This window comes from Exiguobacterium sp. RM11 (assembly GCF_059821525.1).
This window is the reverse complement of record NZ_CM187558.1, coordinates 1,389,673-1,406,083: the sequence shown is the minus strand read 5'-3', so window position 1 is coordinate 1,406,083 and position 16,411 is coordinate 1,389,673. Positions and strand designations below refer to the sequence as shown.

Annotated in this window: 18 protein-coding genes and 1 pseudogene; 11 read left to right on the top strand and 8 right to left on the bottom strand. The window is 47.8% G+C overall.

Annotated features, from left to right (window positions below; translation table 11 throughout):
* Positions 1 to 26: 26 nt before the first annotated feature.
* The gene (locus AC5LIL_RS07365) at positions 27 to 737 is read right to left on the bottom strand and encodes a GntR family transcriptional regulator (protein ID WP_499825335.1); all 711 of its coding nucleotides are present in this window, start codon (positions 735 to 737) and stop codon (positions 27 to 29) included.
* A 136-nt stretch (positions 738 to 873) separates the two neighbouring features.
* Between AC5LIL_RS07365 and bglA the strand changes: the two genes are divergently transcribed.
* The 8 genes from bglA to AC5LIL_RS07325 all read left to right on the top strand — a co-directional run bounded on the left by bglA (position 874) and on the right by AC5LIL_RS07325 (position 6,523).
* Positions 874 to 2,310 (top strand): 6-phospho-beta-glucosidase BglA, encoded by a 1,437-nt coding sequence (gene bglA / locus AC5LIL_RS07360; protein ID WP_499825334.1) that lies wholly within the window; start codon positions 874 to 876, stop codon positions 2,308 to 2,310.
* Positions 2,311 to 2,403: 93 nt separating this feature from the next.
* Complete coding sequence (locus tag AC5LIL_RS07355) at positions 2,404 to 3,213, top strand: MBL fold metallo-hydrolase (protein ID WP_499825333.1); 810 nt, start codon at positions 2,404 to 2,406, stop codon at positions 3,211 to 3,213.
* A 69-nt stretch (positions 3,214 to 3,282) separates the two neighbouring features.
* Positions 3,283 to 3,606, top strand: coding sequence for an ArsR/SmtB family transcription factor (locus tag AC5LIL_RS07350; protein WP_214782999.1), 324 nt, complete (start codon positions 3,283 to 3,285; stop codon positions 3,604 to 3,606).
* 87 nt (positions 3,607 to 3,693) lie between these two features.
* On the top strand, positions 3,694 to 3,882 hold the full coding sequence (locus AC5LIL_RS07345; RefSeq protein ID WP_499825332.1) for an SDR family NAD(P)-dependent oxidoreductase: 189 nt from the start codon (positions 3,694 to 3,696) through the stop codon (positions 3,880 to 3,882).
* Positions 3,883 to 3,922: 40 nt separating this feature from the next.
* Positions 3,923 to 4,513, top strand: a complete 591-nt coding sequence (locus AC5LIL_RS07340) for an SDR family NAD(P)-dependent oxidoreductase (protein ID WP_499825331.1) — start codon at positions 3,923 to 3,925, stop codon at positions 4,511 to 4,513.
* A 153-nt stretch (positions 4,514 to 4,666) separates the two neighbouring features.
* Positions 4,667 to 4,891: an excalibur calcium-binding domain-containing protein gene (locus AC5LIL_RS07335; protein WP_427373281.1), complete on the top strand. Its 225-nt coding sequence runs from the start codon at positions 4,667 to 4,669 to the stop codon at positions 4,889 to 4,891.
* Between the two features lie 131 nt (positions 4,892 to 5,022).
* Positions 5,023 to 5,577 (top strand): helix-turn-helix domain-containing protein, encoded by a 555-nt coding sequence (locus tag AC5LIL_RS07330; protein ID WP_499825330.1) that lies wholly within the window; start codon positions 5,023 to 5,025, stop codon positions 5,575 to 5,577.
* Positions 5,570 to 6,523 carry an alpha/beta hydrolase gene (locus AC5LIL_RS07325; protein ID WP_499825329.1) on the top strand — a complete coding sequence of 318 codons (954 nt, stop codon included), beginning with the start codon at positions 5,570 to 5,572 and terminating at the stop codon, positions 6,521 to 6,523. Before AC5LIL_RS07330 ends, AC5LIL_RS07325 begins: the two co-directional genes overlap by 8 nt.
* Positions 6,524 to 6,545: 22 nt before the next feature.
* Here AC5LIL_RS07325 and AC5LIL_RS07320 read toward each other — a convergent pair whose 3' ends face one another.
* The gene (locus tag AC5LIL_RS07320) at positions 6,546 to 7,397 is read right to left on the bottom strand and encodes an alpha/beta hydrolase (RefSeq protein WP_499825328.1); all 852 of its coding nucleotides are present in this window, start codon (positions 7,395 to 7,397) and stop codon (positions 6,546 to 6,548) included.
* Between the two features lie 181 nt (positions 7,398 to 7,578).
* Between AC5LIL_RS07320 and AC5LIL_RS07315 the strand changes: the two genes are divergently transcribed.
* Positions 7,579 to 8,337 carry a glucose 1-dehydrogenase gene (locus tag AC5LIL_RS07315; RefSeq protein ID WP_339963056.1) on the top strand — a complete coding sequence of 253 codons (759 nt, stop codon included), beginning with the start codon at positions 7,579 to 7,581 and terminating at the stop codon, positions 8,335 to 8,337.
* Positions 8,338 to 8,353: 16 nt separating this feature from the next.
* On the opposite strand, the gene AC5LIL_RS07310 is transcribed toward AC5LIL_RS07315, so the two are convergent.
* Entirely contained in the window at positions 8,354 to 9,148 is a 795-nt protein-coding gene (locus AC5LIL_RS07310; protein WP_339963057.1) for a helix-turn-helix domain-containing protein, read from the bottom strand.
* A 149-nt stretch (positions 9,149 to 9,297) separates the two neighbouring features.
* Entirely contained in the window at positions 9,298 to 9,558 is a 261-nt protein-coding gene (locus tag AC5LIL_RS07305; protein WP_499825327.1) for a DUF1294 domain-containing protein, read from the bottom strand.
* A gap of 208 nt (positions 9,559 to 9,766) precedes the next feature.
* Here AC5LIL_RS07305 and AC5LIL_RS07300 point away from each other — a divergent pair, with 208 nt between their 5' ends.
* The gene (locus AC5LIL_RS07300; protein ID WP_214782968.1) at positions 9,767 to 10,549 is read left to right on the top strand and encodes a LysM peptidoglycan-binding and 3D domain-containing protein; all 783 of its coding nucleotides are present in this window, start codon (positions 9,767 to 9,769) and stop codon (positions 10,547 to 10,549) included.
* A 47-nt stretch (positions 10,550 to 10,596) separates the two neighbouring features.
* Here AC5LIL_RS07300 and AC5LIL_RS07295 read toward each other — a convergent pair whose 3' ends face one another.
* On the bottom strand, positions 10,597 to 11,817 hold the full coding sequence (locus tag AC5LIL_RS07295; protein ID WP_214782965.1) for a cation:proton antiporter: 1,221 nt from the start codon (positions 11,815 to 11,817) through the stop codon (positions 10,597 to 10,599).
* A gap of 109 nt (positions 11,818 to 11,926) precedes the next feature.
* Between AC5LIL_RS07295 and cls the strand changes: the two are divergent.
* Positions 11,927 to 13,393: pseudogene (gene cls, locus AC5LIL_RS07290) on the top strand (cardiolipin synthase).
* 41 nt (positions 13,394 to 13,434) lie between these two features.
* Here cls and AC5LIL_RS07285 read toward each other — a convergent pair.
* The 3 genes from AC5LIL_RS07285 to AC5LIL_RS07275 are packed head-to-tail and all read right to left on the bottom strand — an operon-like array spanning position 13,435 to position 16,347.
* Positions 13,435 to 14,412, bottom strand: a complete 978-nt coding sequence (locus AC5LIL_RS07285; protein WP_499825326.1) for a hypothetical protein — start codon at positions 14,410 to 14,412, stop codon at positions 13,435 to 13,437.
* Positions 14,409 to 15,437 carry a DUF58 domain-containing protein gene (locus AC5LIL_RS07280; protein WP_499825325.1) on the bottom strand — a complete coding sequence of 343 codons (1,029 nt, stop codon included), beginning with the start codon at positions 15,435 to 15,437 and terminating at the stop codon, positions 14,409 to 14,411. The genes AC5LIL_RS07285 and AC5LIL_RS07280 overlap by 4 nt, the downstream gene beginning before the upstream one ends.
* A 1-nt stretch (position 15,438) precedes the next feature.
* Entirely contained in the window at positions 15,439 to 16,347 is a 909-nt protein-coding gene (locus tag AC5LIL_RS07275) for an AAA family ATPase (RefSeq protein WP_214692405.1), read from the bottom strand.
* Between the last annotated feature and the right edge of the window lie 64 nt (positions 16,348 to 16,411).

Sequence of the window (16,411 nt, the reverse complement as noted above, 5' to 3'; positions counted from 1 at the left end):
CCCTCATGCGCGCATGAGGGGATTCTTTACATAAAGGGGCCGTTCGCTTGGACGACGAACTGCGAATGCTCGTAATGATACGTGATGCGTGAGTAGTCAAAAGGTTTTCCGTTCGTCAGATGAAAGATCGTTTCGATGCGAAGTGTCGGGTCATTCTCTTGCAAACCGAGAAGTACCGCTTCACTTTCCGTCAATCGCCCGACCTGTAGATACATGTCAGAAAAACCAATTGTGACACCGAGCGCCGATTGCACGTAATCGAAAATCGAGTCGGCCACGATTTCTCGATTCAAATATGGGACGATGGCTTTTACGTAATACGATTCTTCATGGCAAAGCACTTCCCCGTCCACATACCTTACCCGTTCGACACGATACACATCGTCTGTTACGTCAATCCCGAGATTTTCGGCCACCAACGCATCTGGTTTCATAACAGACACGTCGAGTACATCAGAGGTCAAGATTCGATCTCCAAGGTTACTCTTGAATCCTTGGGTGGAAAAGAGACTCATATAACCGGGACGATTATGGCGTCTGACGAAAATGCCGCTACCACGGAGTTGAAAGATGATGCCTTTTCGTTCGAGCAACTCGAGCGCTTTCGTGATCGTACTCTTGCTGACGGCATATTGGCTCATCAACTGCTCGAGGACGGGTAGCTTATCACCTTGTTTTAAATTCTGTTCATGAATGTATTGTTCTATTTCATTCGCGATTTGTTGGTATTTTAACATGGGCATTCCTCACTTTTTCGTCACTTCTTGTATTATATCATGAAAAAACAAGATTGCTTCATTGTATCAACCTTGTTAAATTGTACCGGTACAATTATACTTGACATGTATGATTCATCAGAAGGAGGAATAGAGGATGAAGACGTTACCGAAAGATTTTCTATGGGGAGGCGCACTCGCCGCCCATCAATTCGAGGGTGGTTGGGACGCTGACGGAAAAGGACCGAGCGTCGTCGACGTCTTGACAGCAGGCGCACACGGTGTCGCGCGTCGGATCACGGACAAGGTTGAGCCAAACGAATTCTACCCAAACCATGAGGCAATTGATTTCTATCATCGTTATAAAGAAGACGTAGCGCTTTTTGCCGAAATGGGATTGAAATGCTTGCGTACCTCGATCGGGTGGAGTCGCATCTTCCCAAATGGTGATGATGCAGAACCGAACGAGGCGGGTCTTCAATTTTATGATGATTTGTTCGATGAGTTACTCAAACATGACATCGAACCGATCATCACACTCTCGCATTTCGAGATGCCGCTACACCTCGCACGTGAGTACGGCGGATTCCGCAACCGTGCCGTCGTCGAGCATTTCGTCCGTTTTGCAGAGGTCTGCTTCAACCGCTACAAAGACAAGGTCAAATATTGGATGACGTTCAACGAAATCAACAACAAGATGGACGTCAACAACCCACTCTTCTTATGGACGAATTCAGGTGTCCTTCTAGAAGAAGGGGAGAACGCGCGTGAAGTCATGTATCAGACGGGACACCATGAACTGATTGCGAGTGCCCTCGCCGTCGCCAAAGGGAAAGAAATCAATCCAGATTTTGAGATTGGGGCCATGGTCTCTCACGTTCCGATCTATCCGTATTCATCGAACCCGGACGACGTCATGTTGGCCGAAGAGATGATGCGTCAACGTTATTTCTTCCCGGACGTGCAAGTACGTGGGTTTTATCCAAGTTACGCGTTGAACGAGTTCGAGCGCGAAGGGTACAACATCCCGATCCTTGAAGGAGACGAAGAAATCCTTCAGAACGGAAAGGTCGATTATCTCGGATTTAGTTACTATATGTCGACAACCGTGAAGAGTGATGTCGTCGCGGACAACAGCGGAGATATCGTGAACGGTGGTCTGCCGAATGGAGTCGAGAACCCGTACATCCAATCGAGCGACTGGGGCTGGGCCATCGATCCGGTCGGTCTCCGTTATGTGCTCAATCGTCTGTATGACCGCTACCAGATTCCGCTCTTCATCGTGGAAAACGGATTCGGTGCCGTCGATGAGATTGTTGATGGGAGGATTCATGACGAGGCCCGAATCGATTATTTGAAGGCACATATCGAACAATTGAAGCAAGCCGTCCTCTATGACGGGGTCGACTTGATCGGCTACACGCCTTGGGGCATCATCGACATCGTCTCGTTCACGACGGGAGAGATGAAGAAACGGTACGGGATGATTTACGTCGACCGCGACAATGAAGGGAACGGCTCGATGGAGCGGATGAAGAAAGACTCGTTCGACTGGTATAAGCGGGTCATCGCGACGAACGGGGAAGAACTGTAAGTGAAACAGGGGGGCAAAGAACTGTGAAATGTATGCAGGTCTTTGCTCTTTTTCGCTATAATAAAGAAAAGTGAGAGTTAGGAGGGAAGAATGATGCAAGTGAAGCAACATGGACCAGTGACCGCAGTTTGCGCCAAAGTAAAGAACGGTCCATTCGAGATGTCGATGTATGTGTATTATCTCGATGGGATGATCATCGATACCGGGACGCGTACGATGCTCCCCGCTCTCCAATCCTTTTATGAGTCGGTTCCGATTGACCTCGTTAGCATCACACACCCACATGAAGACCACATCGGGACGGCCGCATGGCTCGAACAAACGTATCGCGTGCCAATCTACATACATGAATCTGCCAGAGACATGTGCATAACGGGGCTAGATATCCCCGCTTATCGGGCACGCTTCTCCGGTGACCCGGAACCGTTCCGGCCGATCGCCTATCACGACAATCAGATCACATCAGAACATCATACCTATCAGGTGATCCATACACCCGGTCATGAACCGAATCACATCGTCTTATATGACGAGGAGAACGGTCGACTGTTTTCAGGTGATTTGTTCGTTCATCCGTATCCAAAAGTCATGATTCCAGAGGAGTCGGTCCCTGAACAGATCCGTTCGCTCAAGCGTGTCCTGTCCCTCGATTTTGAGGAAGTGTATTGCCAGCATGCCGGACGTCTCGAGCAGGGAAGGGAGCAATTAACCAAAAAGCTCGATTATCTAGAACGTTTGACCGATGACGTGATAACGAAAACCGCTGCGGGCTATACGATTGACGATATCAACGCTCACCTCTTCCCTGTCCCGTCGCCGCTCGTCCAAATCTCCAAGCGGGATTATGACTCCAGACATATGATTTCAAGTATTCTTCGGGAAGTCTACGAACAACTTCGTTGACAGAAGGCGAATCACCTAGTATTCTGAATACATGATTAAACGTTTAAACTTTTAAACGGAGTGATGAATATGAAACAACCAAATACAACACCCGAGGCGTCGCTATCATTATTTGAAGATGCAATCCCATTGTTTCAAGTATTAGCCGACGTCAATCGTCAACGCATCATCGTCGAGATCGCCAGACATGAGCGATTGAACGTCAATCAGATTGATGAAAAGATCGAGTTGTCTAGACCGGCTATCTCGCATCACCTCAAACTGTTGCGACAAGCAGGTATCGTCTCTTCCGAGAAAATCGGGACAGAGAACTTTTACTTCTTGACCCTCGAGGACGCGGTCGGACTGCTCAAAGCACTGACACGTGCAATCGAAGATGAATGTATCTTATGACCTTTCTTTTGGAAACAAAGAGAAAGGCTTCTTTTCCACTAATTAGTTTAAAAGTTTAAACATATAAACGTTAAAAGGAGAATGAAAATGAATCAAACCATTGTTATCACGGGAGCATCAAGCGGGATTGGTCGAGCGACCGTCGAATTGTTCAGCAAACGAGGCTGGCATGTCGCCGCAACGATGCGAAGTCCTGAAGACCATCAAGAACTGTCCAACCTAAAAGGGGTATCGCTCTATCAGCTAGATGTGACGAACGAATCGGAGCATTCGTGACGCCTTTCAACAAATCGTCTCGGATCACGGCACAATCGATGTGTTATTGAATAATGCCGGGTACGGAGCGGTCGGGATTTTTGAAGAAGCCTCTCCTGAACAGATTCAGCGTCAGTTTGATACAAACGTCTTCGGTGTGATGAATGTGATCCGGGCATCTCTCCCATATTTCCGTAAACAACGGAGCGGACGGATTGTGACCGTCTCTTCGGTCGGTGGTCAAATCACATTCCCAATCTATAGTCTGTATCACAGTTCAAAATGGGCGATTGAAGGGTTCATCGAATCGCTTCAGTTTGAACTGGCACCGTTTAACATCGATATGAAATTGATTGAACCAGGACCAATCAAGACAGACTTTTATGGTCGTTCCCAGGAACTCGTCCGTGACCAACCGCTCGACGTATATGATAACTATACGGAAGTCGCGCTCCATAACACGAATGCCGCTGGTGCGAACGCTGAAGGCCCGGACGTCGTCGCCGAGACGATTTGGCGTGCAGCGACCGACCGGAAGAAGCGTCTCCGCTATCCATCAGGTAAACAGGCGGGACTGTTGATTGTGTTGAAACGTTATCTCCCGAACCGATTGTTTTTCTCCATCGTGCGACGTGTCGTAGAGAAAAACTAACAACAAGTATCTGTTTCGAACTTCATCAGTGTTAGAAAGAATTTTTTCATCCACTCATTCAATGATAAATATCACACAAAATCACCCGATATAACTTGTAAGAGGAGGGATTTGATGAAAAAAGTCTCACTGGCATTATCGACGTTCATTCTTATGATTGGATTGACGGCAACACCGACAGAGTCGGTCGATGCAGCGGCGAAACGCTTCAAAAACTGCACGGAGATGAACAAAGTGTATAAAGGGGGCGTGGCTAAATCAAAGACGACCAAAAACAAAGGTGGAAAGACGCGTTATAAACCTTATGTCAATAAAGCCTTATATGACGCGAATCAATCAAAAGACCGCGACAAAGATGGGATCGCCTGTGAACGGTGATCATAAAATCATGCATCGCATCAGCCGCCATACGAGGGCGGCTTTTTGTATGGACATAGACAACGGTTCGACCACATGATATTATCATAAATAATAACATTATCAAATATGATAACATTGAGGTGTAATCAATGAATCAAGATGTCTTAAAAAGTTTATTGAACCCGATTCGCATGAAAATCTTTCAACACGTTCTGATGAATGAAGGAGTCACGACCGGAGACTTAGCAAAAGCACTTCCCGATGTGCCTCAAGCGAGCCTCTATCGCCATATCAACAAAATGGTACAAGACGAGATTTTATCTGTCATGAGCGAAAATAAAGTTCGCGGGGTGTATGAGAAAGTGTATGCGATTCAAAACAATCCGTTGACCAGTATCAACAAGATTGTCGAGGAGGAAGACCGAGAACAACTGTATATGGTCTGTTACACGTTTGCGATGTCACTGCTCATGGATTTTGGGAACTATCTGAAGCGCGACTCGATCGACCTCCCAGAAGACAAAGTCGGATTCCGAAGCATCCCGCTTTATCTGTCCGATGGCGAAAGTGACCGATTCTTAAAAGGTCTTTATGACTTATTAGAAGATGTGTTGGGTCATGAGTCATCCGAAGAACGCACGTTACGAAAGTTCTCGTATGCGTTCATGCCGGTCGAAGAAAAGGAGGAGATGGATGATGTTTAAACAAGAACAGGTATTTATTCAAGGAGAATCAACCATCGCCGCGACGATGACAATCCCAAATGATGGCCAATCGACTGATCCGGTCATCGTCCTCATCGGGGGAACGGGAGGGTTGAATCGAGACGGGAATGGGACAGGTTTCAAGTCAAACTTGTATAAAGACCTGGCAGAATGGCTGACGACACAAGGTTTCGTCACGTTACGTTTTGATAAACGTGGCATCGGCAAAAGCGGGGGAGATCGGAATACCGTCGGTCTGACAGGACTCGTGGACGACGTGGCAACGATTATCCGTTATCTGAAATCGCTTGACTATGTCTCACAAGACATCTTGCTGCTCGGTCATAGCGAAGGATGTATCGTCGCGACGCTTGCGGCTGAACGCGAGTCGGTTTCCGGTCTTATCCTGTTGTCCGGGGCCGGTGTTGCCTTGAAGACGAGCATGCAGGAGCAGGCACACTTCTTACTCGATGAAGTAAAGCGTACGAAAGGAATCAAAGGAATGTTACTCCGACTCAGCTTGAACGAGAAGTCGGTCATCGGGAAGCAACAAAAACTGTTCGAACGTGTCACAGCAACGGACCAGGATACGATGCGAATCCAACTGATGAAATTCCCTGCCAAATGGTTACGGGAACACCTTGCGTATACGGATGAGACGCTCCGGGATCGCTTGGTTCAGTTAAATGTACCGACACTTGCGCTGACCGGGGATCGAGACGTTCAAACGGACGTCCATCATCTTGACGAGCTCGATGCACTTCACGCGGAACATATCGAGGTACAAAAGATTAGAAACATGGACCATATGTTGAAACATTTCGACGGGGAAATGAGCATTCTGGACGTGAAAAAACAATATCGCGCACAACTTAAGGAGCCGCTTCATCCCGAGCTACAACACCAGCTCCACGAATGGCTCATACTTCACAACTGGATATCATGACGAAAAAGAAGGCAGCGGAGAATTATCCGTTGCCTTCTTCTGTATGTAAGAACCGCTCAACGTGTCCCATCGAGAAATGACGACTCCACTGGACGAAGTGCCCGCCTGGGACGGCAATCAATTGAACAGAGGGATGAATTTCTCGTTCCGCTCGTTTGACATGACGGAGCGTTCGTTTCGCCTCCTTCAAATCAACACCTGTGAAGTCCGCATAATAGAGTTGCGTCGGGACTTTGACCCGTCGGAACAAATCTTTAAAGTCTAGTCCGTCGTATCCGAACAATAAATGTAGGCCACCGGTCGACAGACGAGCGGGCTGTTCGAAAGCTGTTCGAATCATTGGTGTTGATTCTACCCCAATCCGTTGACAGAACAATTGGAACCGTTCCTCGGAAAATACGGAATCACTCTTGTTCATGCGAGCTTCAATCCAGTTCATGAGGCGACTAGGGGAACTTTGATAGAGCAATCGCAAAAGGGGGAAAGCGAATCCGAATACGCCATATTCACGAAAAGGAATCATGGCATTCGGTTTATGGCCTTGGTCGAGGAGAATCAACCGTCTGACCTGGTCTGGGTAATGGACCGCGTAAGCAAGCGCGATGGCTCCGCCCATCGAATGTCCGATCAACCGAATGGACTCCAGTTTTCGTGAAGTTCGATACGCTTCGACCCAGTCCGCGAGTACTTTAGAGGTCGCATATGTATGTAGTCCTTCACTTTCACCAAAACCAGGTAAATCTAACAGATGGATTTCAAATTGTTTATGTAAGGCTTCGACAAACTGTTGACCTTGAGACCCGGTAAATCCGCCACCGGGAAGGAATAGAATAGAATCACCTTGACCGTGGATGGTTGCTTTAAATTGTCGCACATCATCTCTCCTCTATTAATAGTGGCTTCCATATAAGTATAAAGAGGATTGAATATCAATTGAAGAAATTTTGCCATCTTTCTCACGATGTTCGTGAACAAATGAGGGTATAACTTAGTGATAGATCGATTTCTATCATCACGCATCATATTTGCTCTTGCATTTAAAGGAGGAATGATGGATGAAACTTTCGGGGAAAACAGCAATCGTCACCGGGGCCGGCTCTGGTATGGGTAGGGCCATCGCTAAACTCTTTGCGAAGGAAGGCGCACGGGTCGTCGCATTCGACATGAATGAAGATGCTGTGCAGGCGGTGGTCGAAGAGATGAAGACGGGAGGCGGGGATGTCGTCGGCATCGCGGGTAACGTGACGAATCAAACGGATATCGACCGTCTCGTCGATACGGCGAAAGAAACGTTCGGGTCAGTCGACATTCTTGTCAATAATGCGGGCATCATGGACAACTTTATGACAGTGGGGGAAGTGACGGATGAACTATGGGACCGAGTCCTTGCTGTCAATTTGACCGGACCGATGAAACTATCACGTGCCGCCATTCAAGTAATGGAGAAACAAGATAGTGGCGGGGTCATCATTAATAACGCGTCGGTCGGAGGATTGTTCGGCACACGAGGTGGTGCATCGTATGTGTCATCGAAACATGCCTTGATCGGGTTGACGAAAAACATCGCAGCGACCCATGGGACGCTCGGCAAGATTCGGGCAAATGCCATCGCGCCGGGTGGTGTCAACACGAATATCGGTTCGACCATCACCGCTCCGAGCGAACTCGGGATGCGTGCCATCCAAGGTGCAGGGGAAGCACCGATGGGTGAACCCGAACAAATCGCGAACGTCGCGCTCTTTTTAGCGTCAGACGATTCAAGTTTTGTAAATGGAGATGTGTTGAAAGCGGATGGTGGTTGGACGGCAAGATAAACGAAAAGAGCCGGAATCATTCGGCTCTTTTCGTTTGATATTTTTTTCGATAGGCGAGCGGGGTGATTGAATGATGTGATTTAAATGTCTGGACGAAGTGACTGACGCTTGAGTAGCTCAGGCGATTGGCGACCTCAGCAACCGATTCAGTCGAATCCTCTAATAGGATTGCGGCCCGTTCCATCCGCTTAACTTGAACATACGCAAGCGGGGAGGTGTTCCCGAACGTTGTAAACAGCCGACAACATTCGCTACGACTTATATTACCCGCAGTCGCGATTTGCGCTAACGATAGTTTATCTTCAAGCTGCAACTGAATATATGCCAGCATGTTTCGAAGACTCTCCAGTTTTTTCTCGTTATTCATTCCTTGGTTATCTTGCTGAATCCAATAACGCCAGATCACCGCACATTGGAGTGTCGCATCCATCCGTTTAAGCGGTCCGTCTACCTGCAAATGGTTAACGACTTGTTCAATCGTTTGAACGATGGAGCGGTGTGTTCGTTCTCTCTTTAAGATATGTATGGATTTGTCGCCTGCAAGATATGGGGTTACATATTCTTCGGACAATCTAGGATGGAACAACTCATATGGATCAAATTCAAGTTTGACGATTTGCGAAGTCTCTTCCGTCCGTTGTACGACATAACTTTGTCCAGATGCCAACAGGACGCTTTCTTTTGAAACAAGTTTTATATCCTCTCCGTTCACCCGAATATCGACGATCCCTGATTCAATCAATAGTACCGTGAACTGATTCGTGATGGTAAATGTGGATGCCCCTTGATTCGTCAGTATCGTGCTTTCCAAAATGACAATCTCCTCGTTTCGGTAGTTTTCCGATATTTCGTTTCTTTTTTAACGGGTCAAATACTTTGATTCCTCCAAAAACAGGGACGATTTCAACATTTCCTCATCCCCGTAATCTTAATCATGATTGTGTTTCTTCTATATAATGCTTAAAAGATGAGCCACCCTGTAAAAGCCGCGTGGACGAGAATGGCAACAGGTACCCCGATCCGGAATTTAGGCTTCAATGTCTTATGTCGGAAGATGCGCATTGCCAAATAAGCGCCGAATGCCCCACCAATCCATGCCACCGTCAATAACGTGCGCTCTGAAATGCGCCAAGCCCCGACGCGAGACCGTCGTTTATCGACAAAAAATGACACAAACGCTAGTAAATTAGTCACAATGTAATATAGCAGTAATAGTTCCAAAGACCAAAACCTCCTTATTTCTCTCTTGATTATATCGTAAAATGGCTCTATAAAGCCGTTTTTATGGATTAAAACAATTTTCTGAATCCTCTCATCCCCATGAATTGTTCTGTAAATGAACTGATATGACTCTCATATCGTCCTGTAATCGCTGTGAAATATAGAGGTGTTACAGTAAGGGGGCGTTAGAAAAGGGAGGAATATTCTTATGAAAAAACCACTATTGACACTAACGGCACTCGCTGGCCTTAGTTTAGGAGTCGCTGCTCCAGCTTCGGCAGCATCAACACACACAGTTCAGTCTGGAGATACACTCTATCGTATCGCCGTGAACAACAACGTCTCTGTAAACGACATTAAACAAGCGAACGGCTTAAACTCAAATATGATTTACCCGAACCAAGTCTTGAAACTTGGAAAGGCAGAAGCAAAAGCTTCTACTGCATCTAAAACGTATACAGTTAAATCAGGTGATACACTTTATCGTATCGCATTGAACCACGGGATCTCTGTTAATCAATTGATGACTTGGAACGGTCTTGATTCAGATCTTATTTTCCCAGGACAAGAGTTCGCCGTGAAAGGTGCAGCAGCTGCATCGGTAGCGAATGATGCGAAAACATCAGCACCGAAGACTTCAACATCAACACCTGTTACAAAAACAGCATCGTCTACAACGCAAACCCAAGCTCCGGCTTCAGGTAAGACAATGACTGTTGAAGCAACAGCTTATACACCATATTGTGCTGGATGTTCTGGTATCACAGCGACAGGTATCGACGTTCGTTCGAACCCTAACCAAAAAGTCATCGCAGTCGACCCTTCTGTCATTCCGCTCGGCTCTAAAGTATGGGTTGAAGGATACGGAGAAGCAATCGCAGGAGACACTGGTGGTGCCATCAAAGGTAACAAAATTGATATCTTGATGCCGACACAAGAGCAAGCGCTCAACTTCGGTCGTCAATCAATCACAATCAAAGTCTTGAACTAATTCAAGCTCATCAAAGACACTGCCATCGGGCGGTGTCTTTTTTGTGCCTAGCCCTTTTCCCAAGGATTCTTCACTTTCGTCAAACCTAATCGTTTGGCGAGCGGCTTAATCGTCAATCCATGCAAGGCGACCGAGATAACGACGAGACCGAGCGTGGTCGGGAGCATCCGTTCTGCGTCTTCAATCCCCAGTTCCGCAATCTCTTGTGCAAAAAATGCTGTCACCGTCATGGCGACGATCCCACGTGGGGCAATCCAACTGATGAGCGCCCGCTCCTTCGTCGTCAAAGGGGAGCCGACTAAAGAGGTTTGCACCGAGACGGGGCGGACGATGAATAAAATTCCTAGAATCGATAAGAGGAGCGGCCAGTCGAAGATGGCAAGTAAACTGTCGCGGGTCAAACTCGCGGTCAGAATGATAAACACGGTCGAAACGAGCAAGATAGAGATATTTTCTTTAAACTCGCGAAGTTGTTTCAAAATGTGGAGATGTCCATGTTTGGAGTTCGCCATCGTCAATCCCATCGCCGTCACGGCCAATAACCCGACCTCATGCATGACCCATTCGCTGATGGAGTAGACGAGAAGGACACCGGAGAACGTCAACGTCGTCCGTAAATATTCTGGGACTTTATCATTTCCGAATAGACGAATGAGTAAATGTCCGACGGCGATTCCAAAGGCGACGGCCACGATACAGGACCAAAAGAACGGTAGATGGCTCGCAAGTCCCTCATTCTGATACAAAATAAATCCAAACCGAACGACGAACAGCGCAATCAAAGCGCCGAGTGGATCGACGATGATTCCTTCCCACTTCAATACTTTTGAGGGGCGAACCGATAAGTTTGCTTGACGTAATAACGGGATGATCACGGTCGGTCCTGTCACGACGAAGATGGCGCCGAGTGTGAAGGCGGGTAACCAATGAAACTCACCAATCCAAATCATTAAGATAGATGTCAGGATAAAAGAAATGAAGACACCGACGGTAACGAGTCGAAAGATTGGTTTTCTTAAATCATCAATCTCTTTAAACTCGAGACTGAGACTGCCTTCAAATAAGATGAGCGCCACGGCAATCGAGATGAGCGGGCTATATAAATCACCCAAAATCAAGTCTGGTTCTAACCATCCGAAAATCGGACCGACCAAAATACCCGCAACCGTCATGATCAAGATGGCCGGGAAGTCAAAACGCCATGCAATCAACTGCGAAAGTGCGCCGATGAGGACAAGTAAGCTGAATCCGATCATCATGTCTTCCATAAACATCCTCCATTTCATTACTTCTTCATATATGTATACCCACATCATGAAAAACATCTGCTAAGATTGCCCGATTTCGGGTAAGAATTGAAAGAAAGGGAGGGATACGATGGAAGTAACAATCGGACTCATCATCGTCATCATGACATGGCTCATCTTATTACTTAACCTCACGTTTGCCATCACCATCATCTTTTTTGAGAGGCGAGACATCGGTACGACGTGGGCATGGCTGCTCGTTCTCTTCTTCTTACCACTCATCGGCTTCTTCGTGTACATCTTTTTCGGCCGACTGATCAAATCTCAAAACTTTTATGAAGTCGAAGAAGAGAAACGCGAAGCGTATCACCACCACGTCGAAGAACAACTCGATCAACTCGACCGTTCGCTCGCCCCGTTCAATCATCCAATTCTTTTGAAATATCGTCGTCTTGCTCGTCTGAACCTCGTGTCGACGAATGCACTGATGTCATTCCATAACGATATCACTGTCCTGCACGACGGAACGGAAAAATTTGAGAAGATGTTTCAAGATATCGAGAGCGCGACGAAAGAAGTCAATATTCAATATTACATCATCCAAAACGACCCGCTCGGTCAGTCGTTAATTCGTCTGTTAACGGAGAAGGCGAAACAAGGGGTACGCATCCGTCTCCTTTATGATGCGGTCGGATCGAGAGGGTTAAGACACAAACACTTTAAGGATCTACTCGCTCACGGCGGAGAAGTCAAATCGTTCTTCCCGTCCAAACTCGGAATCAATTTCCGCGTCAATAATCGAAATCACCGAAAACTCTGTATCATCGACGGGGAACTTGGCTATATCGGTGGCTTCAATGTCGGGGATGAATATCTCGGAAAAGATGAGCACTTCGGCTATTAGCGTGACGTTCACTTACGAATCTCCGGCGACGCCGTCAAGGAACTGTTAGAACGGTTCATTTTAGATTGGAATCGCTCGGTCCCGACAAAAACGAAGGCTCAGAAAGACGACTTTGTCTGGCCGACGGAGGGAATCTCACATCACGCTTCACCGGTTCAAATCGTGACCTCAGGACCGAACTCCTCGACGGAGCACCTGAAGAACATGCTCGTCAAAATGATCACTCAGTCAAAAGATTGTATCTATATTCAAACACCGTACTTCATACCGGATGCGAGCTTCCTTGATGCCTGTCGGATTGCCCTTATGGCAGGCACCAAAATCAAGCTGATGATTCCAAATAAGCCGGACCATATGTTTGTCTACTGGGCAACTTATGCGAATGCGGCGGAGCTTGTACGCTATGGGGCCCAGGTCTTCACATACGAAGAAGGATTCCTCCATGCGAAAACTCTTGTTATCGACGGAGAGGTCGCTTCCATCGGGACGACGAATATCGACGCGAGAAGCTTTCGTCTCAACTTTGAAATCTCAGCGCTCGTCTTCGACCGAGATGTCGCCCAGTCCGTCATCGATGCATTCGAACGAGACGAGTCGAATGCCGAACGTTTGACGATTGAACGATACGAGTCGAGGACTCGCTGGATTCGTTTCAAAGAGAGCGTGTCACGCCTGCTCAGTCCAATCCTATAACGCGAAACATCCGGTAGAGGAAATTCCTCACCGGATGTTTTTTAACGTTTCTTCAATTGTGCGACAAGACGCTCGAATGATTCATTGACGTCTTTCGGGGCTTCCTTGTCTCCATATTCCGCTGCCTCTAACCATTCAGCATATAAGGTGTGGTTCGTGAACTCAATTCGTTGTAACCAGTCAGATACCGTCTCTTCACGGAGACGTGGTTGCACTTGTTCGAGTTTCCGTCCCGTTTCGAGAAGCTGAATCTGTCTTGGGGAACGAACGATTCGTTTATCTGAGAGCGTCGGGTGATGAATACTCTTTGGAATCATCCCGTCTTCCTGGATGTCTTTTCGCTTCTGTAAATAGAAGAACAAACCGACACCAATCAACAAGGTGACAACAAAGATACCGATGAAAAAGAGTGACTCATTCGAAGCGGACTGGAGTAATGTCTCCTGTGACACTGTCTCCGCATCGATGTTTGGGTTATCTGGCACGAGGAAGCGGTTCACACGGTCATTCGGATCGAGTGTGATGCCGTAGAACCAGCTGCCGATCCATAAGAAGAAAGGACTGATCCAGGCGATGACATTCCCAAACAACAGCTCTTTGATCGTACGGATGATGAGGGAGACGGCTAACCCGATTCCTAGCCCGAGAGCAAGCATCGTCACCATGCGCTTATAGTCACGACGATAGTAAAGGTTCCGCTGCCAGATCAAAAAGATGAACGGAAAGAGCACCATCGCGAGCGGCTGGGTCGCCGGTGGGAATAACCAGTCGACCACTAAGAACAGGACACTCGCCATCGCGTAACGGTCCGTCCAATCCAACGTTCGGATAAATGCATGCACGTACGTGAAGACCAAAAGCAAAATACTCATTTCGTATGAGAAGTACAGGGCACCGATCGAAAGGACCGTCTGCACGATAAGTTGTGTGTTCCGAGAGAGACGTAGCGTCAATAAAAAGAGGAGCGGAAACACGTGACCGATATAAAATGCCGCGAAGACCCACCATAGCCATCTCATTGACCGTCACCCCCTAACCGTAAAATCGATTGATTCCCGCTATACTTGGCGACTTTTCGTTCGAACAAGGAGCGTGCCAATGGAAAATCGCTCTCCGACAGACAGGCGAACGTCGTCATGATCTTACGGAAATGCACCTCGCCGCTTCCAGGCGGTAGGTCGTATGTGATCCCATCTTTCGTAAGCGTCGGGACGATGAGACCGTAACTCGCGTTCTCTTTCTCGAAATCACGGCATAGGGCTGCCGCTTGAGAGATGAGTCGCTCCATCTGATAGGTGAGGGCTCGTCCGTCTTTCGTCAACAAATCAAGGACGATCACATACTCATTCGCTTGGACCGGTTGCTCTGTGCGGGCAAGCAGTTCCCCTGTCTTTGCATAAGCGGACCAGTACAACTGTCGCATCGGTTGCCCGTGATACGGGGTAACCGACTGGAACGTTTCCGGATCACGATAGGCGCTATGTCGGACCATCTCTTCACCAGGGAGGGTAGGTGGCCGTTTCGGGATCGGATACGGTGAAAACTCTGGGAACACATAACCGATTCGGGGAAGTGTGTCTTCCTTGTATAGAGAGAACATACGAAGCGGGTCACGAATTTCCATCCCGATTGCCTCAAGACGGATGGGGCCGCGCTTCTTGGCATGGAGCGGGATGGTAAAGTCGACGGTTGCATTCGTCTCGATAAAGTTCTCTTGCCGCCAAAACGCGTGACCTTCCGACTCGACGGTCGGATGTAAATACCCGGATAGCCGTACGACTCCGAGTGGTACTTTTGCAGTGGATACGAGTTTTAACACGTAGACGGCGTCGTCGTTCGGGAAAAGTTTTAACTCCTCGGTGAGGTCGACATGCACTTGTTCTGCCAATCGAAACATGAAAGCAGGCATGACCAAGGCATAGAGACTGAAGCCGATCAATAGGCTCGCAATCAAGACATTCCCGTATAGCGCTGTGAAGACCCCGACGACAAACAAGAGCCACATGTATCCGGACTCGAGATAGCGTGGGCTGACTAACTGCATCTTACACCTCTGATGGGACCGGGATGGTCTCGAGTACTGATTTGATGAGCTTCGTCGGTTTCGTTTTCAATGAAGCTTCGACCGTCAAGACGATTCGGTGTCCTAGGATCGGGAGAGCGAGCGCTCGGATGTCTTCTGGCGAAACGAAGTCTCGTCCTTCCATATAGGCATGTGCCCGAGCCGCCATCGTATAGGCAAGTGTCGCCCTCGGACTCGGACCTACCTCGATATCCCTGTGGTGACGAAGTGACTCCATCAAATCGAGGAGATAGTCCTCCATCGCCTCATGGAACTTCACATCGCGTACCTCTTGTTGCATCTTCAATAGTTCGTCACGTTGAAGCGAGAATGGTTCCGTCGACAGATGCTCGTTCCGAATCAAACGACGCTCTGAATCCCGTGACAGGGGAGCGAGTGTCAATTTGAACAGGAAACGATCCAATTGTGCTTGCGGAAGTGGGAACGTCCCTTGCCCGTCGAACGGGTTTTGTGTAGCAATCATAAAGAACGGTTCCGGTAACTGAAGTGACACTTCCCCGAGGGTCACTTGACGTTCTTGCATCGCTTCAAGCAAGGCGGATTGCGTACGCGGTGTCGTCCGGTTAATCTCATCGACGAGAAGAATTGACGTAAAAATAGGTCCCGTCCGACGTTCAAACGCCCCCGTCGTCGGATTGAACAATTCCATTCCTAAAATGTCACTCGGTAAGGTATCCGGCGTACATTGGACACGCTGAAACGTCGCCGATACGGAACTTGCGAGACTTCGGGCGAGAGTCGTTTTCCCTGTTCCTGGACGGTCTTCCAGTAACACGTGTCCTCCTGATAATAATGCAATCGAGGCAAGCTTGATTGCTTTTGATTGCCCGATGACTTGATCATTTAAATGTGAAACCCATGGATGCACCATTCAAAATCCCCCTATATTTTTCTGATAATTAAGAAAATCATAGCATAATCGACGATTGAGGTGT

Coding starts and splice junctions, on each gene's coding strand:
- AC5LIL_RS07330 (WP_499825330.1), top strand. CDS start 5,023: ATGAATCAAGATGTCTTAAAAAGTTTATTGAACCCGATTCGCATGAAA.
- AC5LIL_RS07300 (WP_214782968.1), top strand. CDS start 9,767: ATGAAAAAACCACTATTGACACTAACGGCACTCGCTGGCCTTAGTTTA.
- AC5LIL_RS07315 (WP_339963056.1), top strand. CDS start 7,579: ATGAAACTTTCGGGGAAAACAGCAATCGTCACCGGGGCCGGCTCTGGT.
- AC5LIL_RS07295 (WP_214782965.1), bottom strand. CDS start 11,817: ATGGAAGACATGATGATCGGATTCAGCTTACTTGTCCTCATCGGCGCA.
- AC5LIL_RS07285 (WP_499825326.1), bottom strand. CDS start 14,412: ATGAGATGGCTATGGTGGGTCTTCGCGGCATTTTATATCGGTCACGTG.
- AC5LIL_RS07345 (WP_499825332.1), top strand. CDS start 3,694: ATGAATCAAACCATTGTTATCACGGGAGCATCAAGCGGGATTGGTCGA.
- AC5LIL_RS07275 (WP_214692405.1), bottom strand. CDS start 16,347: ATGGTGCATCCATGGGTTTCACATTTAAATGATCAAGTCATCGGGCAA.
- AC5LIL_RS07355 (WP_499825333.1), top strand. CDS start 2,404: ATGCAAGTGAAGCAACATGGACCAGTGACCGCAGTTTGCGCCAAAGTA.
- AC5LIL_RS07335 (WP_427373281.1), top strand. CDS start 4,667: ATGATTGGATTGACGGCAACACCGACAGAGTCGGTCGATGCAGCGGCG.
- AC5LIL_RS07325 (WP_499825329.1), top strand. CDS start 5,570: ATGTTTAAACAAGAACAGGTATTTATTCAAGGAGAATCAACCATCGCC.
- AC5LIL_RS07350 (WP_214782999.1), top strand. CDS start 3,283: ATGAAACAACCAAATACAACACCCGAGGCGTCGCTATCATTATTTGAA.
- bglA (WP_499825334.1), top strand. CDS start 874: ATGAAGACGTTACCGAAAGATTTTCTATGGGGAGGCGCACTCGCCGCC.
- AC5LIL_RS07280 (WP_499825325.1), bottom strand. CDS start 15,437: ATGCAGTTAGTCAGCCCACGCTATCTCGAGTCCGGATACATGTGGCTC.
- AC5LIL_RS07365 (WP_499825335.1), bottom strand. CDS start 737: ATGTTAAAATACCAACAAATCGCGAATGAAATAGAACAATACATTCAT.